Origin of the sequence: Fibrobacter sp. UWB13, assembly GCF_900177805.1 — a bacterium.
In the GTDB taxonomy this organism is placed as follows: domain Bacteria; phylum Fibrobacterota; class Fibrobacteria; order Fibrobacterales; family Fibrobacteraceae; genus Fibrobacter.
On sequence record NZ_FXAX01000001.1, the window covers coordinates 318,112 to 345,056 of the forward strand.

Sequence of the window (26,945 nt, forward strand, 5' to 3'; positions counted from 1 at the left end):
TTTGTTTAAATGTTTTGGTTGTTTTTTTTAGAAACGCCCTCAGCGGAATGGATCAAAGAAGCTGTTATGCTGCGCTGAGGGCGCTCGGGGATGTGCTAAGTTTTATTTGAGCGATGCAGTGAATCGTGCGGCAAGAGCAACGTCAGAAGCCTTCTTTTCACTATAGACGTTCACCTGGATTTTAGAATAATCGTTGATTTTCTTGATGAAGCTTACGGTCCATGCGATTCCATCGGCACCGGCCTGCAATTCGTCTCGGTTAGAGAGGTATTCCAATTCTGCGTACAGATTGCTCAAGAAACCTGCGGTCGGAATTTCCAAACCGACGAAGAACGGAATGTATCGCGAATCCTGAGCGTATTCAGGCTTGATGGCGTTTGCTGCCTTAAGATTTTCTTCATCACCGGTAGCGATCAAAGCGACTTCACCGTAAAGGCCAAAATTCTTTTGGAAGTAGTAGCTTGCGCGACCTGCAACGCGGTGCGTCACCTGAGCCGTATGCTGAATCGGATCAAGTGCGTTCGCGCGATAGGCTGCACTCACCTTGGCGTCGCCAAACTTAAGCGTTTCTTCAAGGCGGATGTAACCCGTGTTGAACTTGGCATCATAAGTACCGAGCAAGGCGTTGAATGTGAAAATGCCGTTTTCGTGACCAAAAGCGATTGCATCATGTTGGTAATCGCGGGCGAGGAATCCACGCTTGTTGAGGGCGACATCAACATAAGTACCGAAGTTACCGCCAACACTCCAATCAGTACGAAAACGACCGAATTGAACATTGAACTTGCCGTATTCGGTATCCCACTTGTAGTTGGCATAGTATGTATCTGCAGAAATCTTGTCGTAGTTCTTGCCTTCAATCGTATTACCGAAAGCCGGGCTGAAAATGCGCAAGTTAATTACGGCGCTGAGATTTTCAGAGTTGTACTTTGCACCGATATTTGCACGCAAGAAGGAATTGTCGAGCGTGTTGTCGGCATCGTTGTCGTAAAGTGATTTGATTGCCTGTGCTTGAACATTTCCTGTCAGCTTAAATGTGCTTTCGTTAGCAGATTCTGCAGCAGAGCAAATGGATGATACCAGTGCTGTTGTAATCAAAATCTTGGATATTGTCTGGTTCATTCGTAACTCCTTGTTATTGTTTTTTATTGTTGTTGTGTGTTTTTTTTTTTGTGCGGCAAAATATAGAACGCGTTTTTCACTTTGTCTAATACTAAATTTTTATGCTGAGATATTGATTTTTGCTATTGTGAAATTTATTTGTAATTTTTGATTATTTTATTTAAAATAAGAAATGCTCGGCGGTGTGCCGAGCATTATGGTGGTGAAGAAGCAAAAGTGATTTAGTGTAATACGACTTTGCGATATGTATTAAATGAAGCCCACTTGCGGAAGAATTCTTCGCGACCTGCGATACCTGCTTTTTCGTATTCGTTAAGCAGCTGCTTAACGTCTTCATCGGAATGGACCTTGATTTCAAAACCGCGACCGTTGATGACCGGAACGTTTCCGTAATGGTACTGGTCCGCGGCCGTGATTTCGGCGATGTGCTTGCCACGCACCTTGACAGCGATACTATCGCGCAAGATGATGATGTCGAAATCGTCGGGGTAGTGGTAGCTTTCGCCTGTGGTGGGAATTTCGTCGCCAACCGTGTAGTGTTGCTTTACGGGTTGCTGTTTTACGACAGAGAGCGTTGATGTGTCGTAGAAAAATTCTTCAAAAATTTCTCCGCGACCATGGCGCTCGCCTTGCACAAAGGCTGCCTTTTCGTTGGATTGAATTTGCTTTTCGTAGAGCCCTTCAACAACGCCGCAAGCGGCTGTTGCATGCGTTATGATGTCAATGAGAATGAGCTCGCCAAGCGTTTTGTGCTTTTCAAAAAGATCAACGACAATGGCTTCGGCGAAAATAAGTTCGCAGACGGCAATCCCGTTTTTGGAAATGCTTTCTGTTTCTAAGTGTGCGCCTGTGTTCACGTCAATGGCATAGTCGATTTTCGTGAGTGTTCCAGGAATAATCTTTGTCCCGATTTTGACGAGGTAGTCTTTGCCTAGCGAAAGCGGCTCGTCATCCATCCACAAAAGTGACGCCTTGATTTTCTTGTAGCTACCGATGCTTGCATCTCTAGCGAGCACGCAACCTCTCGATACGTCAACTTCACGGTCTAGCGTAATCGTGACCGGTTCGCCAGCGTGGGCTTCTTTGACATTCCTGTTTGTGTAGAGAATGCTTTTGACGGATGCTTTCTCGTAACTCGGGAGGGATTTGATGACGTCTCCGACTCGAACAGTTCCTGATTCAATCTGCCCCTGGAATCCGCGGAATGTACGGTCGGGGCGGCTCACGCGCTGCACGGGCATGTAAAATCCCTTTTCTAGTGCAGAGCTTGATGTATCGACATTTTCAAGGTATTCAAGTAATGCAGGACCTTGATACCATGCAATGTTTTTCGATTTGATGGTAACGTTGTCGCCTTCTGTTGCCGAAAGCGGAATAACTTGTATGTTGCTCAGGGAATGAGTCTGTGCAAGTTCTGCGATTTGTACCTTGATTTTGTTGAATACATCTTCGCTGTAGCCCACAAGATCCATCTTGTTCACGGCAAAGACAAAGTGGCGGATGCCCATCAGTCTGCAAATGCGAGCGTGTCTGCGCGTCTGTACGAGAACTCCCTGCGAAGCGTCCACGAGAATCACGGCGAGGTCGGCAAATGATGCGCCCACAGCCATGTTGCGTGTGTATTCTTCATGCCCCGGCGTGTCTGCCACGATAAAGCTGCGGTGATCCGTCGTGAAATAGCGATACGCTACGTCGATAGTGATACCTTGTTCGCGTTCAGCCATGAGACCGTCGAGCAAAAGTGAATAGTCGATTTTACCGCTGCGGCTACCAACTTTACTGTCTAATTCCAGAGCCTTTTCCTGATCGGTGTAAAGCAATTTGGAATCGTAAAGAATATGACCGATAAGGGTTGATTTTCCGTCGTCAACGCTACCGCAAGTAATAAACTTCAATAAACCTTTCATTAGAAATATCCCTCCCTCTTGCGGCGTTCCATGCTGCCGGCGGCTTCGTTGTCAATCACGCGCGATGTTCTTTCCGAAGATACGGCGCTCAAAGTTTCGTCAATGATTTCGTCAAGCGTTGTAGCTGTTGATTCTATGCCGCCTGTAAGCGGGTAGCAACCGAGCGTGCGGAAGCGCACCGACTTGATTTCGGGCTTTTCGCCTTCACGCAAAGGGAATCGTTCGTCATCGACCATGATGATGTTGCCATCGCGTACAACGACTGGGCGTGGGGCTGCAAAGTAAAGCGGGACTATGTCAATATTTTCGCGCTTGATGTACTGCCAAATATCTTTTTCGGTCCAGTTCGAAATCGGGAAAACACGGATGCTTTCGCCCTTGTTGATTTTGGTGTTGTAAAGCTTCCACATTTCCGGACGCTGGTTTTTCGGGTCCCAAGCGTGTGCAGAATTGCGGAACGAGAAGATGCGTTCCTTGGCGCGGGACTTTTCTTCGTCGCGGCGGCCTCCGCCAAATGCGGCCGTAAAACCGTATTTGTTGAGAGCCTGCTTTAATGCCTGCGTCTTCATGATGTCAGTATAGGCGGCACCATGGTCAAATGGGTTAATGCCTTGTTTGACGCCATCCTGGTTGATGTGTTCCAGCATTTCAATGCCGTACTTTTTTGCAATCCTATCGCGAAATTCAATCATTTCGCGGAATTTCCAGGTCGTATTGACGTGCAAAAACGGGAAAGGAGGCTTTTCGGGATAGAAGGCCTTGATGGCTAAATGCAGCATGACAGAACTGTCCTTGCCAATGGAATAAAGCATCACCGGCTTTTCGCATTCAGCGGCGACTTCGCGGATGATGTAAATGGCTTCGGCTTCCAGCTCGTCGAGGTGTGAAAATTCGCTCACTGTGAAACTCCTAGTATTTATTTGATTCTTTAGGGTCAATGTCAATGGATTTGACGCTCCCGTCTGGGAATTCCACAATCCAGCGAATTAGACCGTTTACTTTTTCGGTATGTACCTTGCTTCCCTTGCCGCCAATGTCTTCACCGAGGAAAAATTGGATGGCGTGAACAGGGCATTCCTTGATGCACGATGTGCAACCCCAGCAATCTTTGGGGTATTTGATAAATGCTTTTTTGTCTTCATTTATCTTGATTAGCGTGCCGGGGCATACGTCGTGGCATCTCCTGCAGCCGATACATTTGCTTTGATCAATGCTGATGCTCATAGTTCTTTTGCCCTTCTGCGGTGAGGTCGCGCAAGATGATTTTGATTTTGCCGTTTTCGAGTCTTGAATTGACGTACTTGCGGAAGTTTGCGTTGTCCTTTTCGGGGTAGTCCAGGTTTTCTGCAAAACTATGCCAACGTGTTTCGTGACGTGCCTTGAGGTGGGCTATCACGCTCTTGCAAACTGTTAGACGTTCCTTGAGTTCGTAGATGTACATCACTTCTTGCAAATCGGCTGCGCTAAGCTTGTCTGTAAGGCTTTCAATTTCGTCAATTTTTTCTTTGGCAATATTGAGATGCTTTTCGCTGTAGCCATAGCCCGTCTTGATTCCGCCTGCATATTCGTCCATGGCTATTTGCATGGCTTCTTCAAGTTGTTCTGTAGTGTACAGCGAGTTTTTCTGCGATAAATATGTTTCGATTTCTGCGACATGTCGGGCGATTTCTGCTTCCTTGATGGTTGCTTTGGCGTCTACGTCTTCGCGAGGATCTGCATCAATGTCATTGCGAGCTCCCTGTAAGGGGGTGCGGCAATCTACCGCATTGATATATTCCACTGCCGACTTTGCCGCAATTTCGCCTTCGGCAAGCGCGCCCGTCACGTATTTTTGCGGGGCTCCACCGGCAACATCGCCTGCAGCGTAAAGCCCGGCAATTGTCGTTGCACGCTTGGTATCGACCCAGTAACCGCTTGCCGTGTGGCCGCCCACGATGTAGGGTTCCGTTCCTTCGATTTCGACATTCGCTTTCGACGGCGTGCCGTTTTCAATCCAGCGAATCGTCTGAGACGGAGCCATGTTCAGGTAAGCCTTCAGTAGCGAGTCTTCCTGTGCGGGCGTAATCCCGACGGTGCGCAAATAGCACGGTCCGCGGCCTTCCAGGTTTTCTGCCACTGTTCCGTACACGCGTTCCGAAGTTGAAATGCCGTACTTTGTCTCGTAAACTTCACCGAGTGAATTGACCTGCTTGGCGCCAACTCCCTGCGCGAGCGTTCCTGTCGGGGCAATTGTATCCTTGCAGCGGAGCGCAATAAAACGCATCTCGAACGTTGTCATCTCGGCACCGTGACGGATTCCCATCGCATAGCCTGCACCCGTGTTGAAGGGCGGATACCACATCTTGTGCCTTGAAAATCCCGGATTGTTCGGGCGATAAAGCCCGGCGGCACCGCCCGTCGCGATAATTACAGCACGCGCCTCGATGGCATAGAAAGTATCGTTCTCAATTCCGAAACCGAAAGCGCCATCAATTTTGTTGTTGTGAACAGAGTAATCGAAAATGTTCACGTGGTTTAGCACCTGAACGTTCGGAGCCTTCGCAACTGCTGCTGCTAAAATCGGCTTGATATTTTCGCCGTTGATTTTGATATTACGATTCCCGCGGGTCACATACTTTCCATCCTTGTCCTTCAAAATGACAAGGCCCAGCTTTTCCAAGTGCGCCGTGACCTCGTTGAACTTCTCGGAAATACTGTACAGCAAATCCTCGCGAACGATTCCGTCGGCGTCTTTCTTGGCGTACTCCACATAATCCTTGGGCGTACGGCCTTCGGTAATGTAGGCGTTCAGCGCGTTTACGCCAGCAGCGAGGCAACCGCTCCGCTTGATGTTCGCTTTTTCGACAACCAATATCTTGATGTCTGCGACATCTTTCGCTGCACCTAAAGTACTTGCTGTAATGGCTGCATAACAGCCAGCGGTCCCGCCGCCAATTATCAGCAGGTCTGTCTTAATTTTTTCAATCTTCATTTGTTAATAAGTGGCTAGAATACTGGCTTGTTATGTCAACGCTTAACCGTTGTACACGTCCTGGATTTTCTTTGCGAATACATCGCGGCCGACGCGGTCGATCGTGTACTTGAAACGTTCACCGCTCTTTCCGTTGTCTGCAAAGAATTGAATCGCAGCATCGCAAATGTCCAAGAGCTTCTGCTTGTCTTCTACAAACGGAATAATCGTTTCGCCCTTGTTGATGTTGTTGCCGAAAAGCCCGCCAAACGATACGATGTAGCCGTGAATGTGGCTCCAGGCGTCAGTGGGGCAGGACTTGTAACAACGGCCGCAGTAATTGCATTTTTCCTTGTCGAAAATGACCTTCTTGTTTTCGATCTTGATGGCCTCTTTGCGGCAAACCTTTGCGCAAAGCCCGCAACCGATGCACTTGTCTTCGAGCCAGTCCACCTTGATGGCGCCCTTGATGCCCACGTCGTTTTCTTCGGCCTTGAGACAGTTGTTCTGGCAACCCGTCACACCGAATTTGAACTTGTGCGGAAGTTCTCGTGCAAAGTAACGATCGTCAAGCTCTTTCGCGATTGCATAAGTATCAATGCAGCCGCTCGGGCAAACGGCCTCGCCTTGGCACGCCGTAATGGTACGCACGCGGGCTCCGCAGACGCCCGGTTCAACGCCACCCTCGGCAAGTGCGTTTTTCACATCGTCAATATTTTCAAGCTTGATGAAAGGAATCTCGACGCTCTGCCTCGAAGTCAAGTGAGCGTAACCTTCGCCATATTTTTCAGCGACTTCGGCGATTTTGGCAAGCTGTGTTGCAGTGAGGTTCCCACCAACAACGCGAACGCGCAACGAGAAATTGTTCTTCTGCTTCTGGCGCATCCAGCCGCCCTTTTTAAGAGTAGAATAATCAACTGCCATAGAATGTCTCCCATTTTTGAGAAACAAATATAGAGAACTCAAAACCCTTTGTCCAATACTAAAAAAATATCGCTACTAATAGAATTACTTTATTAGTAATTTCGTCCGGCGCATTTTAAGGTTCAAAAAGGAATGTCAAAATGTGTTATTGAAAATTTTGATAGCTTATGAAGGATGGGGGAGGAATCCCCCTGATTGCAGCCTCGGCAACCTAGTCAATTCGGATTGTCACGCTATTTGAACCGGCTCAAGGAACTCCCCGAAGAACTGGACGAGGGAAAGTTCAAGGACTTGACAGAAAGCGCGAAAGTATCTAACTTCAACAAGAAAGAATTCGAGGTTTATCGGAATATGTATCACAAGGTCTGGGACCATAACGCCATGAGACGGGGAATCTTCAAGGAATTCGCGGATGACATCAACGCGAAGATTGAAGAACGTACCCGCGAAATCGCGAAGAAGATGATACAGCTTGGCGTTTCTGACGAGAAAATTGCCGCAGCCACGGATATTTCCCTAGAAGACGTTGTTGTGCTTCGCAGTCAGTTAGAAGCGTAGTTTGTAACCATTTTTACAATGTTAATCTGATAAAAAAAGAGCCCCGATTTCTCGGAGCACTTATCACAAAGGACGTTGCCTGCGCTCGCTCCCAAAGGTAGCAAGCGCGGCGCAAACTTGCTCGGCTGGGAATTAAACGACCTCATTTCCCGCACGATTGCCGCCTTAAAAACTTTTAGACCGTAAACGAAAAACGCTCCGAATTCTCGGAGCGCTTTGTCTAGTTGTTTGTTTTTTGATAAGAATAATATTATATTTCTCCAAAATTTTTTTTAGGAAAAAAAATGAAAAAAGCATTCTTATTGGTTCTTTTTGTAGCTTGCTTTGTTCTCATGGCTTGCTCGAATTATACTCGAAAATTTTATACAGAAATCCCTCTTGCTGAAGGTGAAAAAATAACCCCTGCTACAGAATTCTGCTATTTTGAAGATTTTCCTCAAAATGTTCCATTTAAGGTATTGAAGCCTCTTGTTATGGGTAAGAGCTTTTATGGTTCTGCTGCTAGTATTAGGGATGATTTTGCTTACAAGGCAAAGCATAGGGGTGGTAATGCCGTTGCAAATTATCATGAATCTCAACGATTTGGCTTTTGGCCGTGGCGTCTCATTCGACCTGTGATTAGTGGTGATGTGATTGTTATATTGAATTCTCGAGGAAAGTCTTGTGCTGAAATGGGTGGCTCAAGTTACTATGATCTTGATTAAAAAATGATTAATAGTTTTTATAAAAAAAATCCTGAAGCAAATGCTTCAGGATTTTTTTGTAAAAGATTTATCTCTAGCTGTTTGTAGCGACTTTGACTTCCTCGATCTTCTTGAGAACAGAGCCGTCTTCCATAGCCTTAATCGCCTTGTCAAAGCCTTCCTTGATGCTTGCAGCCTTGTTGCTGATGTAGAGAGCGGCGCCTGCGTTCAATGCGCAAGCGTACTTGATGCCCGGACGGCCCTTGCCGTTCAGCACGTCGAGAGCGAGGTTGAAGTTGTCCACGCCCGTACCGCCTGCGAGGTCTTCCGGGTCCACAGCCGGGACGCCGAATTCCTTCGGGTCAATGCGGTATTCGCGATACTCGCCGTCTTCCAAGATTTCGGCAATGGTCGTCGGGACGCACGGAGAGATTTCGTCGTAACCGTCGTCGGAGATGGCGACCATGACACGCTTGGCACCGAGGGACTTTGCAGCCTTCGTGAACGGTTCGAGAATCGACTTGCTGTAAACGCCGAGCATGAGGTATTTGGCTTCGGCCGGGTTCGTGAGGGGGCCGAGCAAATTCATGATGGTCTTTACGCCGAGTGCGCCACGAACCGGGCCTGCAAAACGCATAGCGCTGTGGTAAACCGGAGCCATGAGGAATACAAAGTTCGTCTTGTCGATGACGCTTGCTGCTTTTTCCGGAGTCATGTCGAGCTTGAAGCCTGCAGCTGTGTAAAAGTCGGCGGCACCGGACTTGCTCGAAACCGCGCGATTGCCGTGCTTGGCAATCTTGGCGCCACAGCTTGCTGCGATAAGGCCGGAGAGAGAGCTCACGTTGAAGCTACCCTTGCCGTCGCCACCGGTACCCACGATATCGGTGAGTTCGTCACCGCTGTACGGGAACTTGCGCTTCTTGCTGCTCAGCACCTTGGCGCAGCCTGCAATTTCTTCGGTCACGGGGCCCTTGCTGGATAGTGCGGTAAGGATTGCAGCCATCTGGCGTTCGTCCATGATGCCGTCGGTCAAGTCTTCCATGAACATTTCTGCAGTTTCGCGGCTCAAGTCCTTGCCTGCAGTAAGCGTGTTCAAGATTCCGCGGATATCGAGCGGTTCGCGACGGTAGTTGAGGAATGCCTTGAAGAATTCGTCGGCGCGGCCGCTAGCGATGGATTCCGGGTGGAACTGCACGCCTTCAATGGGGAGCGTCTTGTGGCGAATACCCATGATGTCGCCGTCTGTTGCGCGGGCGGTCACTTCGAAATCGCCCGGGAGCGTAGATTCGTCGATGACCAAGCTGTGGTAACGCGTGAAGATGTTCTTCTTGCCGATGGTGCGGAAAAGTCCCTTGCCGTCGAGGTCGATTTCTTCGGCGATGCCGTGCTTGATGAACTTGGCCTGCACAATCTTTGCGCCAAAAGCGTAACCGATGGCCTGGTGGCCGAGGCACACTCCCAAAATCGGGAGCTTGCCTGCAAAGTGCTTGATGGCTTCGACAGAGATGCCGGCATCTTCGGGGCGGCCCGGACCCGGGCTCACGATGAGGCGGCTCGGGTTCAACTTTTCAATGTCTGCAATGGTGCATTCGCGGCTACGGAGCACGCGGATTTCTTCGGTGGTAATCTTGGCTAAAGCCTGATAAACGTTGTAAGTAAAAGAATCGTAGTTGTCGATAATGATAATCATGGTTGTAATCTCTTTTTTAAAGTTTTGGGGTGTTACGTCATTGCGAGGCTGAAAGCCGAAGCAATCTAGTTGTCACCCTCCAGTACAGCCCTGATTGCTCCGAGCTTTTCATTCGTTTCTTCAAATTCGCGGTCAGCGTTCGATGCTGCCACGATGCCACCACCGGCCTGGAGGCTGATGGTCTTGCCCTGCTTTAAGCAGCAACGGATAGCGATGCAGAAATCCAAGTCACCGTCCGATTCAATGTAACCCACGGCGCCAGCATAGAAGCGACGCTTGATTTTTTCGAGACCAGAAAGAATTTCAATGGCGCTGATTTTCGGAGCGCCGCTCACCGTACCAGCAGGGAAGCTGGAGCGCAGCACTTCAATGGCCTTCTTGTTCTTGGAAACTTTACCTTGTACGTCAGAAACCAGGTGGATCACGTGGCTGAACTTTTCGCATTCCATGTACTTGGTCGTTTCGACCGTACCGGCATCGCAAACGCGGCCGAGGTCGTTGCGGGCGAGGTCTACGAGCATCAAGTGTTCTGCGCGTTCCTTCGGATCGCCCTTCAAATTCTTCATCAATGCTTCGTCTTCTGCGTCGTCCTTACCGCGGCGGCGGGTACCTGCAATCGGGTGGATGGTGGCGATGCCTTCACGCACGCGGATCAAGCTTTCCGGAGATGCGCCGATGAACTGGTGCGTGCCGTAATCGAGGAAGAACATGTACGGAGACGGGTTCACTGTGCGGAGGCGGCGGTAAATGTCGAGGGCTTCGATATCGCTTGCGAACTGGATGCGGCGGGACGGCACTGCCTGAACGATGTTGCCTGCCACGATGTGCTTCTGCAATGCGGCGACCTTTTCCACGTATTCCTTGCGGGACTGTTCGAGGTCGGTCATCGTGATGCCCTTGCTGTACTGCTTTTCCGGAGCGAGATAGCTGAAGTCGAGGTCTGCAAGACGGGCCTTCACCTTTTCAATTGCGGCCTTCAGGTCAATCTGGTGTTCTTCGTAGTTCAGGGCGAACAAGTGAAGCTTTTCGGTGAAGTGGTCAAACACAATGTAAATGTGGCCGACCAAAAATTCAGCTTCGGGAATGTTGAGCTCATCCACCTGCGGGGCAAGGCGAATCGTATCGCAGCGGGCGCAGAATTCGTAGCCGAGGTAGCCCACGCCCGAAGACGGAATAGGAATCTGGTTGGGCGGCACCGTATTTTCGGCGGAAATCTTGAGCAAGGCGTCGAGAATATCGCCATCACCTTCAGCCAAGAATTCACTTTCCTTGCCATCCACGACAATGCTTACGTTCTTGTCGTTCTGGCGCAGGCGGAAACCTTCGTCCACCATCAAGGTCGAATAGCGGCTGCGACCGTGGTCAAAGCTTGCCGATTCGAAGATGGCCTTTGCGCCGAGCTTCTTGGCGAGTGAAAACGGGGTGTAACGTTCACCGGGGAGAGCGACGTAAATGCTGTCGGTACGCGGAGCGTAACCCGGGCGTTCGGTGATGTGAGTAATCTTAGTCATTTTAATCCTCTAGTTTTAAAACTCGTTTGCCTTTTCGTTTAAGGTTCACAAAGGCTTTATTTCCCGGAGGATTTCGTCAATTTTCGGTAAAAAGGAAGGCCTCCGTGAGTCCGGAAGCCTTTGCCTAAAAATCTTGGGTGATTTGTAACAAATACCGGGCTCTATGTTAGAGTCCGCGCCACCAACGACGGTTCATAGTTGCACTTGTTACGAAATTCATCATGACACAAAAATATCAATCAAAATTGCACATGGCAAGGGGTTGTTCTAAAAATTCTTGAAAAATTTTAAAAACTCGCGTTTCGCGTCATCTTGACACTCGCTTCTCGTCATCCTGAGGCTCCGCTTCTCGTCATCCTGAGGCTCCGCCTCTCGTCATCCTGAGCGAAGCGATATACGAGACTTGGGGCTTCAGTCCCTTAGTGGAGTTAGGTTCGGAGGAGCAGGATCCATTATTTCTTGAAAAACATTTGACATTTTGCCCCCTCAAGTCGATAAGTATGAAGAAAAAATTTTTGGGAGGCTTTATGTCCGAATTGAAAAAAGGGGATGTGGTCGCGATCGCTGGCGGTGACACTTGTCAAGTTGTCCGTGAATTGGGGCGCGGCGGTCAGGGAATCGTTTACGCTGTCAATTATAATGGTAGTGAGTATGCGTTAAAATGGTACACGCAAAAGGTGAGTGAGCGTTTCCGTGAAAATCTGAAGCGCAATGCGAATCGCCAGACGCCGAACGAACATTTTATTTGGCCGATGGCTGTCGCCGAAGACCCAAATGGTGGATTTGGCTATTTGATGAAAATCCGCCCCGCAGGCTATGTGGATATGAGCAAGTTCATCTTGGTGACTGCCCGTTTTGCCGATGTGAATGCCCAGCTGAACGCCTGTATGCAACTCGTGAAGGCTTTTTTGGACCTGCATCGCGACGGTTATAGCTACCAGGACATGAACGATGGCAACTTCTTTATTAACCCTAAAACGGGTGACGTGCTGATTTGCGATAACGACAACGTGGCTCCCGATGGTACCGACGACCTTGGCATTCTTGGCAAGGCGGGGTATATGGCACCCGAAATTGTCGAAGGAAAGTCTCGACCGCGCAAAGTGACGGATTACCATTCGCTTGCGGTTTGTCTGTTCATCTTGATTTATATGAACCGTCCGTTTGAGGGGAGGCGTTATCTCTCTTGTCCGTGCGATAACGACCCGGAAATGGCAAGGCAACTTTTGGGGTATAACGCCGTATTTATTATGGATCCAAACGACAAGAGCAATGCGCCGGATCCGAGCCTGCATAAGAATGTGATGCGCCGTTGGGATATCTATCCGAAGGTGTTGCGCGATGCTTTCTGCAAGACGTTCAGCAAGGAGGCTCTGCAAAATGGAGACCTCCGCGTGAAGGATAAGGAATGGCGCGATATCTTGCTGCAGGTGCGTGCGGATTTTGTCAAATGCCCGAAATGCGGAAAATTTTCATTTGCGGACCCGGATTGTGTTGACAAAAAGTGTGCTTACTGCGATAAGTCCTTTGGAGATTATAGAATGTTGTGCGTAGGTAAGTTTAAAATTCCGCTGATGCCGGAACAGAAGCTCCATGAATGTCTAGTCCACGGCTCGACCGATTACGACAAGGTCGTTGGCAGAACCGTCGTCAAGAACAATGAGGTGGGGCTTTGCAATAATTCTGGCGAATCCTGGACGGTGACGTGTTTGGACGGCACTCAGCGAGTCGTTGCGGATGGTCAGGGCATGCCTGCCCGCAAAGGTTACAAGATCAAGTTTGGAAATCAAGGCGAAACTGCCGTTATTGAATAAAAGGAGAATAGAATATGGCTACAAAAGACCCGTTTGCGTTGGAACCGATCCCGCGTCGTGTCACGCATCTGATTTTTATGGTGGATACGTCGGGCAGTATGTCCGGTTCAAAGATTGCTTCGCTCAATACGGCGGTTCGTGACGCTCTTGACGATGTGGGCGACATCTCCAAGAATTGCGGCGATTCGCAAATCAAGATTGCCGTGCTCGAGTTCAGTAGCGCTGTCAACTGGATGTATGAACAGCCGCTTGAAGCCGAAAAGTTTCAGTGGCAGGATTTGAGCGCAAGTGGTACGACATCGTTTGGCAGCGCCTGTGCGGAACTGGACGCTAAACTTTCCAGGTCCAATGGCTTTATGGGCGAAAAAACGGGATGCCGCGCACCTGCCATTGTCCTCCTTTCGGACGGCGCTCCGACGGATGGCTATGTCCGTAAGTTGGAAAAGCTCAAGGGGAATCGCTGGTTCAAGGCTGGTGTGAAGGTGGCTATCGCCATCGGTGACGATGCCAATAATGACGTGCTCCGGGAATTTACGGGCAGTTCGGAATCGGTCATCACGGTTCACAATGTGGATCAGCTCAAGAAGATGATTCATACGGTCAGCGTGTCTGCGACAACGGTGGCAGGCCAAAGTGCATCTGTCGGCGCCGCAATGGTAACGCAGAACCAGCTTGTCGCGCAGTCGATTTCGAATACGGTTGCTAATGACGCCTCGCTTTCTGGAGTCGATGTGGGTTCAAGCAAGGCGAATTCCGGTTCCGATGACTGGTCGGGCTGGAACTAGGGAGTCTGAGATGTGTATGCAAAATGCTGAAACGTTTGCGGTGAGCAAAGTCGGGGCGAAGCATTTGCCTGCAAATATCCCGTGCCAGGATTTCTCGCTAGAATATAATGATGGCGAAATCCAGTTGATCGTGGTATGCGATGGGCATGGTTCACCGTCTTACGTCCGGAGTGATGTTGGGGCAAGGCTTGCGGCTGGGATTGCAAAGGATGAACTGATGCAGTTCATGCAATCCGAAGATGCCCGCAAGTTTCTTGGAAATCGGACGGGGGCGGTGACAGCCCGCACGGATGTGGGGGATTCCTGTTGGTCTGAAAAATCGGAGGAAAAATCCGAAACAGCGAAGCTTCGCGAAGAGCAAGCAATGCTGTATCAGCAACAGATTGGGAATATCCAGCCGCAAGAAAAGCTAATCCGCGACGTGTGTCGTCGAATTTGCGAAAAGTGGGTTGCCGCCATCCGGCAGGACGCTCAAGAAAACCCGCTGACCGATGCTGAGAAGGAACTCTTGGGCAAAAACGACTTGGTAAAGGCTTATGGCTCGACGCTGATGGCTTATGTGCAGACGCGGTGGGGCTGGCTTGCGATTCACGTGGGCGATGGCAGACTGCTTTGCCTGAACGATAGCGCCGAACCTTACGAAAACTGGACTCCGCCAGTGCCGTGGGATTCAACGTGTTTCTTGAACTACACGACATCGCTTTGCGATAAGAATCCCGCGGACTCGTTCCGCTACGCATTTGACGGTACAGGGCATTTCCCGTTTGCTGTGTTTGCGTGTAGCGATGGAATCGAGGATTCTGTAGGCGATTACGATTTGGCTCCTGAATGTCTGAACCGGTTCTATATGCGGCTTTTGCAAATGTATTTAGATATCGGTAAAGAGCAGGCGGTCGCCCGTATGGACGAAGGCTTCAGCGATATGAGCTTGCACGGCAGCAAGGACGACATGAGCCTTGCCGGGATCATCAACAAAAAAGGAAACGAACAGTAAATGAATAAGCGCCCCTTACATATTATCATGCGTCAGCTTGTCGATACTTATGGTAACGACATTGTCTGCGATCATAGATTGCGGGGGTTGCTTGCCGATGAACTTGGCGAGTCGTTTTATGAATACCGTTCGTCAATAGTGCTTGCGGAGCAGCTGGGCGTGGGGAGTTCCATGCTCGGCTTTGCAAGCAATCGTAGTGACCTGAACCTCTGTATTCGCAAGCAGAAACAGTCTTTTGCCGAAAATTCCAAGCTTGACCGCGTGATGAGCGATTATGTGATTGACTCGTATGCGTATGCATTGGGGCTTGTCAAGAATGTCGTTGTGCCGACATTGGAGGGGACTCTTGTTGGGTTGACTCAGCAGATTACAACTCTGCAGCGTGAGCGCGATTCTACGCAACAGAGAGCGCGTGAAACAGCGATGTATTCGCAGGTGGCTTTGGTAAAAGCCCGTCGAGTAAGACTTTGGGGCTTGCTTTTTACGTTGATTGGTGCTGCGCTTTTGATTTCTGTGGCTTATTTTGTCTTGTACGATAACGGCTACATTCCGAAAGACCCTAAGCGTAAAATGGAAAAGCTATTCTCGGCTTGCGCTGTGGGTGATGCTAAGTACGTTGCGGATTTGTTAAACAACGGGGTCTATGTCAATAGTAAGGACTCAGTTGGTGATGCGCCTTTGCATTATGCGGTAAGGATTGGCTCTGCGGAGCTGATTGATACGTTGTTGCATCATGGCGCTGATGAGCGGTTGACCGATAATATGGGGCGTACCCCGTTGGAGCTTGCGCTTGAATCGGGATGCTCTTATTATGCGAAACCTTTTGTCCAGGCGCGTCCGCATGAATGGATCCAGGAAAACTATGAGCATTTGAAGAATTATGCTAAGACACAGCAGAGTTTGCTTGTACTTCACGATGCGTATACCAAGGTGGAGCAAATTCAGAACGCCATCAAGGCGGGGAATATTGCTGCGCTTGATGCAAAGCTTGCGTATAGAAATGGCGCAGACTTGCATTACACGGATGAAAAAGGCAATACTTTGCTCCATTATGCTGCTGTGAACGGTAATGTGCCAGTCCTTAAGCATCTCATTGCACTAGGTCTTGACGTGAATACTCCGGATAATGCAGGTGTGCTGCCGGAAAAATTGACGAAGAATACAGCGAACAAAAAGTTCCTGAACCATTATAGGCTAAAAAATCAGTTGATTTTCGATGCGGTCAAGAAAGGCGATATTGTTTTGCTGAAAGAAGTTGTAGGGTATGGTGCAAACGTCAATGATAAGGACGAAAATGGCGTCCCGCTTATTCATTATGCGGTTGCTCGCAATCTTACGATGTTTACGGAATTGCAGAAATTGGGTGCGGATATTCACGCCAGGAACCGTTTGGGCGAAACAGCACTTTTCGTGGCTGTCAAGAAGAACGATCTCGCGACCGCTCAAAAGCTGATGTCGTTTGGGCTTTCCGTGTATGATAAGAACTCTTCTGCGCAGAATCCCATGACCTTTGTCCACAACAAAACCTCGAAATATCTGTTTGACTATACCTATAGGGATAGCCTTTTTGTGGCTGCTGTAAAACATCGTAATTTGGACCAGGCAAAGTCTTATTTGCAGTTGGGCGCAAATATCAATTATGTGTCGAAATACACTGGTTGTGCGGCTATTCATTATGCTGTAGAAAATAATGATGTGTCTTCTCTGAAATTCCTGAAGTCAAAGGGCGCCAATATGATGCTCCCATATAAGGGCATGGCGCCTGTTGAAAAGGCGCTTATGGGCCAGAAAAAGGAATCGTTGCAGTTCTTGCTTGCAAACGATGTGGGCTCTGCGACTCGAGTCTTTGCAAACGGAAAAGCGCTGATGCATCGTGCCTTGAGCATGCAGAATGGAGCGATGTGGATGAACGTTCTCCTTTCGCATGGAGCAAAAGTCGATGCGATGGACAATGCGGGCGAAACGCCGCTTGCTTACGCCATCCAGCGGAACAGAACGGATTTGGTGGCTTTCTTGATCAAGAAAAATGCGAATGTCAACCGAGTTGATGCTTATGGAAACCGTCCGCTCCATATTGCGGCGCGTTATGCGAATGGTCGTATCGTCAAAATGCTTGTTGATGCCGGCGCTGATCCGTCCGTTGAGAACAATGAAGGCGATAAGCCTGTGAATGTCGCTGAAAACGTCGGCAATGAATCCGCGCAAGACGAACTTGATAATTACAGTTTTTTTGGAAAGGCTCGCAAAAGTCTCAAGTCTGTGAAAAATGCTGGCGCCAAGCTCTGGGACAAGGTCAAGGATCTCGCAAGCTGAGCGTAGGAATCATTATTTCTCGAAAAACATTTGACATTTTTCATTTAAATAGCGATATATTGATAGAACGTTAAAAGGAGTATGTTCATGACCATAGCCGTAGCCATTATTTGCGCTGTCCTCGGAATTGTAATCGGCATCTTGTTTGCCCGTAATGGAAATTCGCAGCGCGAAGCCGCCGCGCGTCAGGCGAATGTCGAAATGGAAAAGGAAGTCGCCGTGCTGCGTAGCCAGCTCGCGACAGAAACTGCTAAAAACGCAGAACTTAAGGAAAATATCGAAAAACAGCTTGAAATGGTAAAAGCCGAAGCCTCGAAAATGCTTGCTGACGAACGGGCTGCTGCAGCTAAGACTCTTGCCGATGAAAAAGAGGCGAGTGCCAAGCGCTTAGAAAGTATGAAGTTGGATATGGAACGAGTGCATCAGTCTTCGCTAAATGAGCAAAATGCTCGTTTTACGGAAATGTCGCAGCGCTTATATGCCCAAGCAAAGAACTCTACTGAAGAAATGCTTAAACAGCGCGAAAAGCAGATCTCGGAATCCGGTCATGCGACCATGGAACAGCTTGTAAGCCCGCTCAAGGAAACCATCGCCAAGATGGAAAAGACCATGAACGACACGACGTTACAGCAGACTGCGGCGAATACCTCGCTTAAGGAAGTCCTGCAACAGTCCATCAATTCCAACAAGGCGACAAAGCAAACCGCCGATGACTTGATTCGCGCTTTCAAGCACGATAGCAAGATTCAGGGCGACTGGGGCGAATGCGTCCTCGAAGAACTTCTGCAGTCGCTCGGGCTCCAAAAGGGAATTCATTTTGAAACGCAATCAACGCTGCGCGATGAAAATGGCAATGTGCTCCGTGCCGAAGAGACCGGATGCATGATGCGCCCAGATGTTATCGTCCATCTGGATACGAAAAAAGATGTCATTGTCGATTCTAAGGTTTCCATGAAAGCATTTATGGACTATGTCGCTTGCGAAGATGTAGAACAGCGAAAGTCCCTTTTGAAACGTCATATTGAAAGCCTCAAGAAGCACGTGGATGAACTTGCCAGGAAAAAGTATTCGGCATACGTGAAGGCTCCGAGAGAAACCGTTGATTTTGTAATCATGTTCGTTCCGCGTTCAGCCGCTCTCTGGACTGCACTTTCCGAAGAACCCTCTCTTTGGCGTGATTCCATGGATCGCGGAGTGTATATTGCCGATGAACAGACGCTATTTGCCGCACTCCGTATCGTTAAGTTGACCTGGCGCCAAGTGCAACAGGCTCAAAACCAGCAAAAGGTCTTTGAACTTGCGAACGAAGTGCTCAAGCGCGTGGGCATTTTCGTAAAAAACATGGATGAAATCGGTGCCGCTCTCGGTAAGGCTCAGGAAGCCTACAATAAGGGAAAGGCAAAACTTGACGATAAGGGCCAAAGCATTGTACAGTCCTGCCGCAAGCTGGAACGTCTTGGTGCAAAACAAGACTCCAAAAATCCGCTCCCGTCGGATGTCGACACTATCGAAATGCAAGAAATCGAAGAAATTTAACTGCTTAACTCCGTTGGTGAAAAAATCCCTGCGACTTCGGTCGCAGGGATTCTCGTCTTACATTCTAATAACTAATGACCAATGACTATTGACCAATAACTATTGACCAATAACTAGTCGTCCAAGCAGTCGTTCATCACCTGGATGATCTTCTTCTTGTCCATGTGCTGGCCAATGAACACCAGGCGGATGATGCGGTCACCGTACTTTTCGTCCCAGATTTTCTGGAGCTGCGGATTTTCTTCGAGGATGCGCTGCTGTTCTGCCTTGCTTTCGGCGGCAAACCAACGTCCAAAATTCTGGGCGGATGCCTGCTTGCCAGCCTGTTCGAACAAGTAGCTTTCGCTGCGTTCGTCGCTGAACCAGAGGAGACCCTTCGTGCGGATAATGCTCGTCGGATAGTCATCGAGGAATGCTTCGAACTTTTCGCGGTTCAGCGGACGGTGGTCTTCGAACACGAATGTGCTGATGCCGTATTCGTCGCCATGCGGATGGTCCTTGTCATGGTGGTGCCCGCAGTGGCAAACACCATGCTCGTGGTCGCAATGGCTGTGGTCTTCATCATCGTGGTCATGATCGTGGTGGTGATGTTCATGTTCGTCATGATCGTCATCATCATCGTCATCGTGGTTGTCGTGACCTTCTTCGTTGAGCTTGATTGCCCAAGTGCTCGATTCGGCAACCTTGTTGAAGTCGAACTGCTTCGTGTCGAGAATGTCCTTCATGTCGACCTTGCCGTAGTTCGTCTCGATCATCTTGGCGGTCGGCTGCAAAGCCTTCACGACTGCCTTCACGTGTTCCAAGTCATGCTTGCTGAGAGCGTCGACCTTGTTCATGATAATCGTGTTGCAGAATTCAATCTGCTGGATGAGCAAGTTTGCGATATCTTCTTCTTCGAGGTCTTCTTCGAGGAGCTTTTCGCCACCGGCAAATTCGTCTGCGAGGCGGAGCACGTCAACGACTGCCACGATGTTGTCCAAATGGCAGGGGAGAGGTCTGCCGTCTTTGCTACGGAGCTGGCTACCCGCAAAGCTGATGGTCTGGGCTATAGGAATCGGCTCGCAGATACCGCTAGCTTCGATGAGAATGTAGTCGAACTTGCCCATTTCCAAAAGTTCGGCGATTTGTTCGATCAAGTCGGTCTTGAGTGAGCAGCAGATACAACCATTCGAAAGCGGGACAACCTTGCCCGAATCTTCCTTCGTGATGTTTCCGCCCTTTTCAATTAAAGTTTGGTCGATGTTCACTTCGCCAATGTCATTTACGATGACGGCGACGTGGTAGCCCTGCTGATTGTTGAGAACGTAGTTGAGGAGAGTTGTTTTGCCGGCTCCCAGGTAACCGGTCAGGAGCGTTATAGGTACTGATTTCATGCGCTAAAATTTACTAAAAAATGGAATTTTAGGCAATGTGACACGGATTACAGGTTCTAGAGCCATTCCAAATTGTACTATCAAACATCTTGCCGTTTTCTTAAAATTTTAATACATTTGTTTTTAGGGATTGAAGCGAGGGCTTTTGAGCCGAGTTTTGTTCCGAAACGAGCTGCTTTGGTTTTCTACCTTTCCTTGAAGGTGGCAGATTGTAGCTTCGCTGTGCTAAATCTTTAATCAAAACAGTTCTGGGCGTCCTTCGGGGCGCCTTTCTTATATGTCATGCCGGACTCTGTTCTCTTTGACTACTTGCAGCTTTGCTGCTTAGTAGTCATGATCCGCGAATGGGGACGGCATCACCTTCTTGTATTGCGAAAAACTATAGATCCAACGACATTTGATCTTCCGCGGGCTTTGCCGTATTGCTCACGGCATCAGCGGGCGCGCGGTCTTCGCTGGCGTTTGCCCCATCCTCGCTTTCATCGGCATTAGCAATCTGCGCCATAAGCCATGCTTCGTCGTGCACGGGAATTCCGAGCTCGTTTGCCTTGGTGAGCTTGGAACCTGCCGCTTCGCCTGCCAAAACCCAGCTAGTCTTTTTACTGACGGAGCCGGAGACCTTGCCGCCGTTCTCTTCGATGAGCTTGCGCGCTTCATCGCGGTCCATGTTCGGGAGCGTTCCCGTGATGACTGCCGTTTGCCCTTGGAACAATGTTTTGACAACGCCCTTGAATTCCGTCGGGAGTCCAAGCGCCACGAGTTCATCAATTTCGTTCGTGTAGAGCGGCGTGTGGAAAAATTCGTAAACGGATTTTCCGATGCGTTCGCCGACGTCGGTCACATTTTGCAGTTCCTCGACCGTAGCCGTGCGGATTTTTTCGAGTGTGCGGAAATGCTTCGCTATGTTTCGGGCGCTGGTGCGGCCTACAAAGCGGATGCCGAGACCGTGCAACAGGTTTTCGAGGCTCTTCTGTTTCGAAGCTTCAATAGCATCGAACACATTCTTAGCGCTCTTCTTCGCCATGCGTTCCTGCGATTCTAGGTCTTCGAGCGTGAGGCGGTAAAGGTCAGGGATGCGCTTGATTTTGCCAGTGGCAAGGAGGCTTGCGATAAGCGCTGGCCCGAGATTTTCGATGTTCATCGCTTCACGGCTTACGAAATGCTCGAACAAACATTGCACTTGTGCCTTGCAATGCAAATTCTCGCAGCGCAAAATCACTTCGCCGTCGATGTGCGTGAGTGGCTCGCCGCATTCCGGGCATTTCTCCGGAGCCACGACGGGGGAGGCGCCGGCGGGGCGCAGCTCGCGTTTGACGTCGGTGATTTTCGGGATGATCTCGCCACCTTTCTCTACGCCGACTGTGTCGCCGTAGTGCAAGTCAAGCCTTGCCACTTCGTCGAAGTTGTGGAGGGTGGCGCGCTTTACGGTCGTGCCGGCGAGGCGCACGGGTGCGAGATTTGCCACCGGCGTCACGGCACCGGTGCGGCCGACTTGGAATTCTACAGACAAAAGCGGCGTGTAAGCACGTTCCGCCTTGAACTTGTAGGCGATTGCCCAGCGCGGGCTCTTGCTTGTGCTGCCGAGTTCTCGCTGCCGCTGCAAATCGTTCAGCTTCACGACCATGCCGTCAATGTCGAACGGGAGGCTGTCGCGGCTTGCGCCAATCTTCTCAGAAATCGCCATGATTTCATCGACCGTATCGGCGGTCCAGTAATCGTTCGTATGGAATCCGAGGCGTTTGAGCTGTTTCAAGTTCTCTTCGTGAGTCTTGTTGTTGCTCTGCGGAATGTGGTACGCAAAAAAGCGCATCGGGCGCGTCTTGCATTCGGCAACGCTCTTGAGCTTAAGCGAACCCGAAACCGTATTGCGGCAGTTCTGGAACGTCTTCTTGTTTTCCAAGATGAACTGTTCGTTCAATCGTTCAAATGCTTCGCGTTCCATGTAAACTTCACCGCGGACTTCGAACGTTCCCTGCGGAATCTCGCTCGGGTCAATCTTCAATTTCTTCGCATCAAAGTATTCAGGAATATCCGCAATTGTGAGCGCATTCAACGTCACGTCATCGCCCTGAGCACCATCGCCACGAGTCGCCGCCTGCTTCAGACGACCATTCTCGTAAACCACCGAAAGGCTAACCCCGTCGATCTTCCTCTCGCAAATCCACGTCGCGCGCTTTTTACCCTGCGCGCTGCCTTTCTCGTCATCCTGAGCGCGAATGCGCGAAGGATCCAGTGAAGTCTCGAGACTCGCAATCCCTTCTTCCGCAGCCTTCACAAACTCGCGCATTTCTTCTTCGCTGTACACGTTTGCGATGCTGAGCATCGGCACCGCATGCGCCACCTTCGCGAAATCGTTCGTGAGGTCGCTACCGACCTTCTGCGTGAGCGAACCCTTCCCGCGCAATTCCGGATACTTCGCCTCAAGCGCTTCCATCTCCTTGAGTCCAAAGTCAAAATCTTGGTCGCTCATGGGGGAGACCCCGTCCTTGTAATAAAGACGGCTAGCTTCTTCCAGTTGTTTCTTTAATTCAAAATAGCGGGTACGGTCAATATCTTTCTGCTCACTCATGGAATGCAATATAGAAAGAGTTTGTGGTGGTCGCACCGAAGGCGCTACACAAACATCTTCACGCCAATGGCAATCAAGATAATCCCGGCAATAAATTCCGGGATTTTTGTTTTGAACCGCTTGGAGGCGTGTCGCCCGATTTCAAAACCGATGACGCCCATCGCAAAGCTTGCAATCGCAATGGCTGTGGTTGCAAAAACCATGTTGGCATTCAAGAACGCAAACGAAATGCCGACCGCAAATGCATCAATGCTTGTGGCAACCGACAAAAGCAGAATGTTCATGAGGCTCAGGTGCGCACAAGAGGCTGTCGCTTCACCGCCCCGAATGGCGCCCCAGATCATGCGTGCGCCCAGAATGCAGAGAATCGCACAGGCAATTGGCGTGCCCACTGCATTAAACCAACGCTCGGCAAAGCTACCCAAGAAATACCCGAGAAACGTCATGCCTCCCTGAAAAACGCCAAACGAAACAGCCTGGAGCACTGCGCGCGAACGCCTGATGCCCGATTTGCAAAGCCCGGTCGAAATAGCGACTGCAAAGCAGTCCATCGCTTCGACAATCGCGATAATGATAATTTCAAGAGTACTCATGACGCGCCCAAAAATAAAAAATATATTGTATAATAATTTAGTTCTTAGTCAATGGTCATTAGTCTTTAGCGATTAATTGCGGCAAAGCCGCCAAGTTTTAAACTAATAACTAGTGACTGATAACTAGTGACTATTTATGAACAACAAAGTCGTTACTATAGTTTTTATTGGGTTGTGCTTGTTGCTCCTGCTGTCTGTAGGGGGCTCGTTTTGGGATGGCTCCTTTGACGTTCTTTTGCACGATAGCGGGAACTGGAAATTTTCCAAGACGCTATTTATCTTCTGGATTGGCATGTCCCAGGCGGGCGTTCTTCTATCGGCTTTCCTGCTTATCATGAAGGTAAAAATCCATCGCCGCACATCGCTTTTGCTAGAACTCAGTTCACTTTGCAGTCTCGTCTTGGCTATTGTTCTGTCGTTTGTTTACTCTCATTCCATCCAAATGAATAGCGATGTCCATAGCGATGTTTATGGCATTGGCATCGTTGGCTTTATGTCGCTCCTGTTTTTCGTGACGCATCTTGTGGCTGCGGATAGCGCCGAAGATATGACGCTTTGCAAGGAACTTGCCAAAATTAGGCGACCGCTTGCATGGATTATTCTTCCGACGGTATTTTGGGTTATTTCCGAATTTGCACTCGATTTTGCCCGACTCGAAAATCCCGTGTGGCGTGGCGCGTTCTTTCCGTTGTATGTGGTCTCGATTGTCTTTTATATGGGGCTTGCAAGTTCGATTGCGCTCCTTTCATTCGAAAACTACTACAACCGCTTGATAGAACGCTTTGTCCTGCTTTGCAGCTGGTTTATATCGCTTTTGTTCCTTTGGCTTGTCCTTGTCAAAGGCGAGGGGAGTTATACTGCTTTTGCATTTGCGTGTGTTGTACCGCAATTACTATTCTTTGAGCCAGTTCGCGAAAGCCTCTGGGGACGATTGCTGGTGGTTTGTTTTGTTCTGTTTGGTATTATACTCAAGTGCGACTTTGTTGTAAACCTCAACGATTTCCATTTCTTCTCGAATGCAACGTTTGCAAATGCGGGCTTGATGTTTGCGTGTGGTGCGTTTTTTGTCGCTATTTTCTTTGGGGTGCGTTTCTTGTTGTCGCGCTTCTTTGAAAACGATGAAATCCTGATGGGCGAGGAGAGCGATAGCTCCGATGGTGAAGTTCAGGAAGATAAACAACAGAAATATCTTTCGCCGTTTTCTGCCCCCGAATTCAAGGTGGTGCGCTTGCCGGTGCTGTGTGGCGTTCTCACGGCGGTGGCGTATGGCTATTTCACTTCGGACTGGGTCAATTTGGCAGGACCGTTTGGCGCGTATGTGAGTTGTATATTAGTCTGTCTGCAACCGTTTGTGCATCTTGGATTTTCTAGAAAGTGTAGGAGGGGTCGCAAATGAGCATGTTTGCAAATGCCGTGGCATGCTTGTTGTGCCTTGTTTTTGCGGCGTTCCTTTGGAAAATAAAGGGCATGTACCGCATTACATTCGTGATGTTCCTGATTGTCATGACGAGTTGCCTTTACACAGCCTTTGCTGGGAATCTCGCCAATCCGATGCTGGAAAATTACCCGTTCCGCATGGTCGCGCTCACCTTCTGCGTTTTCACGACGGGGCTTCGCGATAACCGCAGGCGCTTTATGGTGCTGGCTCAGACATTCTGGCTCTGGGTAGAACTTCTCGGAAACATTTCGCTTTACCAGGGCGGCGAAGAAGCTCCCTGGATACGATTAGCCGCAATTGCCGAGATTGCTCTTGGCTGCTGCTTTATGGCTCGAATTTCAAGAGAAATCGAGTTTGGACTCATCGTCCTGTGGATGGCAGTCTGGATGTTCTTTTAAGAGATGTGCGTATAAGTGACTTCGTTTGAAAGTCTCTTTTCAAAATCTTCCTTGGTCAGCGGCTTGTCGAATAGGAATCCCTGAATAATCGAGCACTTGGCGTTCTGCAAGAAGTCAAGCTGCTTCGAGTTTTCGACACCTTCCGCAACGACTTCGAGATTGAGCTCGTTGATCATGTTCACCATGTTCTTGATGACAACTTCATCGTGGTACTTTTCATCGCCGATGTGGTCGAGGAGCGACTTGTCGAGCTTGATGACGTTGACATTCAAGTCCTTGATGGCGGCGAAAGTGGAATAGCCTGTACCAAAGTCATCGATAGAGACGGAAATGCCGTGTTGGCGGAGTCCGTTCACGAACTTCTGCATGGCGATTTTGTCTTCAAAATTGGAGGATTCCGTGAGCTCAATTTCAATGAACTTGCTGTCGATATTGAATTCCTTCATGATGTCGAGGATATCTTCGGTCAAGTGCGGGTTGCTCAGATGGTGTCTTGAAAAGTTCGAAGACACGCGGACCGGTTCAATACCCGTGTCTAGCCAATTGCGGATGTCTTCGCAGACCTTGCGGAATACGTAAAAATCGAGAAGGCAGATGGATGCCTCTTTTTCGAGAATCGGCAAAAATTCGTTGGGCGGAATGATCTGCCCGTTGCGGTACCAACGTACAAGTGCTTCACAACCGCAGAGCTTCTGGTCCTTGACAGAAACCTTGGGCTGGTAGTAGACGATAAATTCCTTGCGGCGTAAAGCCTCGCGGAAAAGAGAGGAAATCTCTTTTTCGTGGTAGGCGTCTTCGAGCATCTTCTTGGTAAAGTAAACGATGTCGTTTCCCGGATGAATTCTGGATTCGTTCAGCGCTACAGAACTGCAATGCATGATTTCGTTCATGGTGTCCTGAGGCTGGATATCGTAAACGCCAATGCGGCTCTGTATTGTCAGTGGAATCTGCTGACCTTGCGGTGTAGGGACGGTCACCTTTACCATAGCGAGGTTCTTGACGAACATGTCTCTATTTTCTTTTTTGACAAGCACAAAGAAGTTGTCGCCACCGAGTCTTGCGATCATTTCGTCATCGTGGCACATTGCCATGACAACGTGCGTAAAGGTGGCAATGCCCATATCGCCAACGGCGGGGGTCTTGGACTGGTTGATGTACTTGTAGTTCTTAAGGTTGATAAAAAGGCCGCTGAAATTGTGTAGCTTGTTTTTCGCCTTGAGCTCGATACTGTGGTGGACTAGTTTGGCGGTGTTTGGGGCACCCGTCATTGTATCGGTTTGGCTTGCGTAGTGGACAGCGCTCATGAGGCGAGAGCGACCGAGAATGATGAACATGTCATCGCTGATAAGCTTTACAGCCTGTAACTCAGGATTGGTAAACTTGTGTCCTTTTTTTGCGTGGATTTCGACGGTTGCCATGCCATTTTCTCCCGTCCGGTAAGTCTGGATGAGCGGCATGGATTCGCGACCATTGGGGTCTTCGTAAATTATTCTTTCTTCATTTAAACCGTTTCTTGCAATGATGGAACTAGGAGCTATAAGTTTAAGTTTGATAAAACCGATGCTTAGAATATTGCAGATTGGAGGAATGGCTGCACTGACGCGCTTGCTCATTGCGACCATATCTGGAATATTATCTAAAATCGCATCCCTAAAATCTTTATAAACACTACTGAAAATGACGTAGTCCATTTTCGCCCCTTAAAGTCCACACTTTATACACCAATTGAGTGCTCTAAATGTAAATAAAATTTTTTGGAAAGGGTAAAAAAAAGTTAATATAACACA

Annotated in this window: 21 protein-coding genes; 9 read left to right on the forward strand and 12 right to left on the reverse strand. The window is 49.2% G+C overall.

Features of this window, described 5'->3' with window-relative positions:
* Positions 1-102: 102 nt before the first annotated feature.
* From B9Y77_RS01480 to B9Y77_RS01505, 6 genes are all read right to left on the reverse strand, one after another.
* On the reverse strand, positions 103-1,122 hold the full coding sequence (locus B9Y77_RS01480; protein WP_085490193.1) for a hypothetical protein: 1,020 nt from the start codon (positions 1,120-1,122) through the stop codon (positions 103-105).
* A gap of 221 nt (positions 1,123-1,343) precedes the next feature.
* Entirely contained in the window at positions 1,344-3,029 is a 1,686-nt protein-coding gene (locus tag B9Y77_RS01485) for a sulfate adenylyltransferase subunit 1 (RefSeq protein WP_085490194.1), read from the reverse strand.
* Positions 3,029-3,928, reverse strand: coding sequence for a sulfate adenylyltransferase subunit CysD (gene cysD, locus B9Y77_RS01490; protein ID WP_085490195.1), 900 nt, complete (start codon positions 3,926-3,928; stop codon positions 3,029-3,031). Before cysD ends, B9Y77_RS01485 begins: the two co-directional genes overlap by 1 nt.
* A gap of 10 nt (positions 3,929-3,938) precedes the next feature.
* Positions 3,939-4,253: a 4Fe-4S dicluster domain-containing protein gene (locus tag B9Y77_RS01495; protein ID WP_073424415.1), complete on the reverse strand. Its 315-nt coding sequence runs from the start codon at positions 4,251-4,253 to the stop codon at positions 3,939-3,941.
* Positions 4,237-6,000, reverse strand: coding sequence for an adenylyl-sulfate reductase subunit alpha (locus tag B9Y77_RS01500; protein ID WP_085490196.1), 1,764 nt, complete (start codon positions 5,998-6,000; stop codon positions 4,237-4,239). Before B9Y77_RS01500 ends, B9Y77_RS01495 begins: the two co-directional genes overlap by 17 nt.
* Before the next feature lie 42 nt (positions 6,001-6,042).
* Positions 6,043-6,903, reverse strand: a complete 861-nt coding sequence (locus B9Y77_RS01505; protein WP_012819987.1) for a 4Fe-4S binding protein — start codon at positions 6,901-6,903, stop codon at positions 6,043-6,045.
* Between the two features lie 237 nt (positions 6,904-7,140).
* On the opposite strand from B9Y77_RS01505, the gene B9Y77_RS01510 reads away from it, so the two are divergent.
* Positions 7,141-7,461, forward strand: a complete 321-nt coding sequence (locus tag B9Y77_RS01510) for a hypothetical protein (RefSeq protein ID WP_254899879.1) — start codon at positions 7,141-7,143, stop codon at positions 7,459-7,461.
* Between the two features lie 284 nt (positions 7,462-7,745).
* Positions 7,746-8,165 (forward strand): hypothetical protein, encoded by a 420-nt coding sequence (locus tag B9Y77_RS01515; protein ID WP_085490197.1) that lies wholly within the window; start codon positions 7,746-7,748, stop codon positions 8,163-8,165.
* 73 nt (positions 8,166-8,238) lie between these two features.
* Here B9Y77_RS01515 and B9Y77_RS01520 read toward each other — a convergent pair whose 3' ends face one another.
* The gene (locus B9Y77_RS01520) at positions 8,239-9,834 is read right to left on the reverse strand and encodes a bifunctional anthranilate synthase component II/anthranilate phosphoribosyltransferase (RefSeq protein ID WP_085490198.1); all 1,596 of its coding nucleotides are present in this window, start codon (positions 9,832-9,834) and stop codon (positions 8,239-8,241) included.
* A 65-nt stretch (positions 9,835-9,899) separates the two neighbouring features.
* Positions 9,900-11,345: an anthranilate synthase component I family protein gene (locus B9Y77_RS01525; RefSeq protein WP_073424412.1), complete on the reverse strand. Its 1,446-nt coding sequence runs from the start codon at positions 11,343-11,345 to the stop codon at positions 9,900-9,902.
* Between the two features lie 527 nt (positions 11,346-11,872).
* On the opposite strand from B9Y77_RS01525, the gene B9Y77_RS01530 reads away from it, so the two are divergent.
* The 5 genes from B9Y77_RS01530 (at position 11,873) to rmuC (ending at position 18,787) form a co-directional block, all read left to right on the forward strand.
* Positions 11,873-13,159, forward strand: a complete 1,287-nt coding sequence (locus tag B9Y77_RS01530) for a protein kinase domain-containing protein (RefSeq protein WP_254899880.1) — start codon at positions 11,873-11,875, stop codon at positions 13,157-13,159.
* 14 nt (positions 13,160-13,173) lie between these two features.
* A complete protein-coding gene (locus B9Y77_RS01535) occupies positions 13,174-13,944 on the forward strand; it encodes a vWA domain-containing protein (protein WP_085490200.1) in 771 nt (256 codons plus the stop codon).
* A 16-nt stretch (positions 13,945-13,960) separates the two neighbouring features.
* Positions 13,961-14,938, forward strand: a complete 978-nt coding sequence (locus tag B9Y77_RS01540; protein ID WP_073424409.1) for a protein phosphatase 2C domain-containing protein — start codon at positions 13,961-13,963, stop codon at positions 14,936-14,938.
* A complete protein-coding gene (locus B9Y77_RS01545) occupies positions 14,939-17,251 on the forward strand; it encodes an ankyrin repeat domain-containing protein (RefSeq protein ID WP_085490202.1) in 2,313 nt (770 codons plus the stop codon).
* 87 nt (positions 17,252-17,338) lie between these two features.
* On the forward strand, positions 17,339-18,787 hold the full coding sequence (rmuC, locus tag B9Y77_RS01550) for a DNA recombination protein RmuC (protein ID WP_085491412.1): 1,449 nt from the start codon (positions 17,339-17,341) through the stop codon (positions 18,785-18,787).
* A 113-nt stretch (positions 18,788-18,900) separates the two neighbouring features.
* Here rmuC and B9Y77_RS01555 read toward each other — a convergent pair whose 3' ends face one another.
* The 3 genes from B9Y77_RS01555 to B9Y77_RS01565 all read right to left on the reverse strand — a co-directional run bounded on the left by B9Y77_RS01555 (position 18,901) and on the right by B9Y77_RS01565 (position 23,322).
* Positions 18,901-20,160 (reverse strand): CobW family GTP-binding protein, encoded by a 1,260-nt coding sequence (locus B9Y77_RS01555; protein WP_085490203.1) that lies wholly within the window; start codon positions 20,158-20,160, stop codon positions 18,901-18,903.
* Positions 20,161-20,539: 379 nt separating this feature from the next.
* Complete coding sequence (ligA, locus tag B9Y77_RS01560) at positions 20,540-22,729, reverse strand: NAD-dependent DNA ligase LigA (RefSeq protein ID WP_085490204.1); 2,190 nt, start codon at positions 22,727-22,729, stop codon at positions 20,540-20,542.
* Positions 22,730-22,773: 44 nt separating this feature from the next.
* A complete protein-coding gene (locus tag B9Y77_RS01565) occupies positions 22,774-23,322 on the reverse strand; it encodes a manganese efflux pump MntP (RefSeq protein ID WP_085490205.1) in 549 nt (182 codons plus the stop codon).
* Between the two features lie 136 nt (positions 23,323-23,458).
* On the opposite strand from B9Y77_RS01565, the gene B9Y77_RS01570 reads away from it, so the two are divergent.
* Both B9Y77_RS01570 and B9Y77_RS01575 read left to right on the forward strand, forming a co-directional pair.
* On the forward strand, positions 23,459-24,718 hold the full coding sequence (locus B9Y77_RS01570; RefSeq protein WP_139829235.1) for a hypothetical protein: 1,260 nt from the start codon (positions 23,459-23,461) through the stop codon (positions 24,716-24,718).
* Complete coding sequence (locus B9Y77_RS01575) at positions 24,715-25,158, forward strand: hypothetical protein (protein WP_073424400.1); 444 nt, start codon at positions 24,715-24,717, stop codon at positions 25,156-25,158. The genes B9Y77_RS01570 and B9Y77_RS01575 overlap by 4 nt, the downstream gene beginning before the upstream one ends.
* Here B9Y77_RS01575 and B9Y77_RS01580 read toward each other — a convergent pair.
* Positions 25,155-26,849 (reverse strand): putative bifunctional diguanylate cyclase/phosphodiesterase, encoded by a 1,695-nt coding sequence (locus B9Y77_RS01580; RefSeq protein WP_085490207.1) that lies wholly within the window; start codon positions 26,847-26,849, stop codon positions 25,155-25,157. The genes B9Y77_RS01575 and B9Y77_RS01580 overlap by 4 nt on opposite strands.
* Between the last annotated feature and the right edge of the window lie 96 nt (positions 26,850-26,945).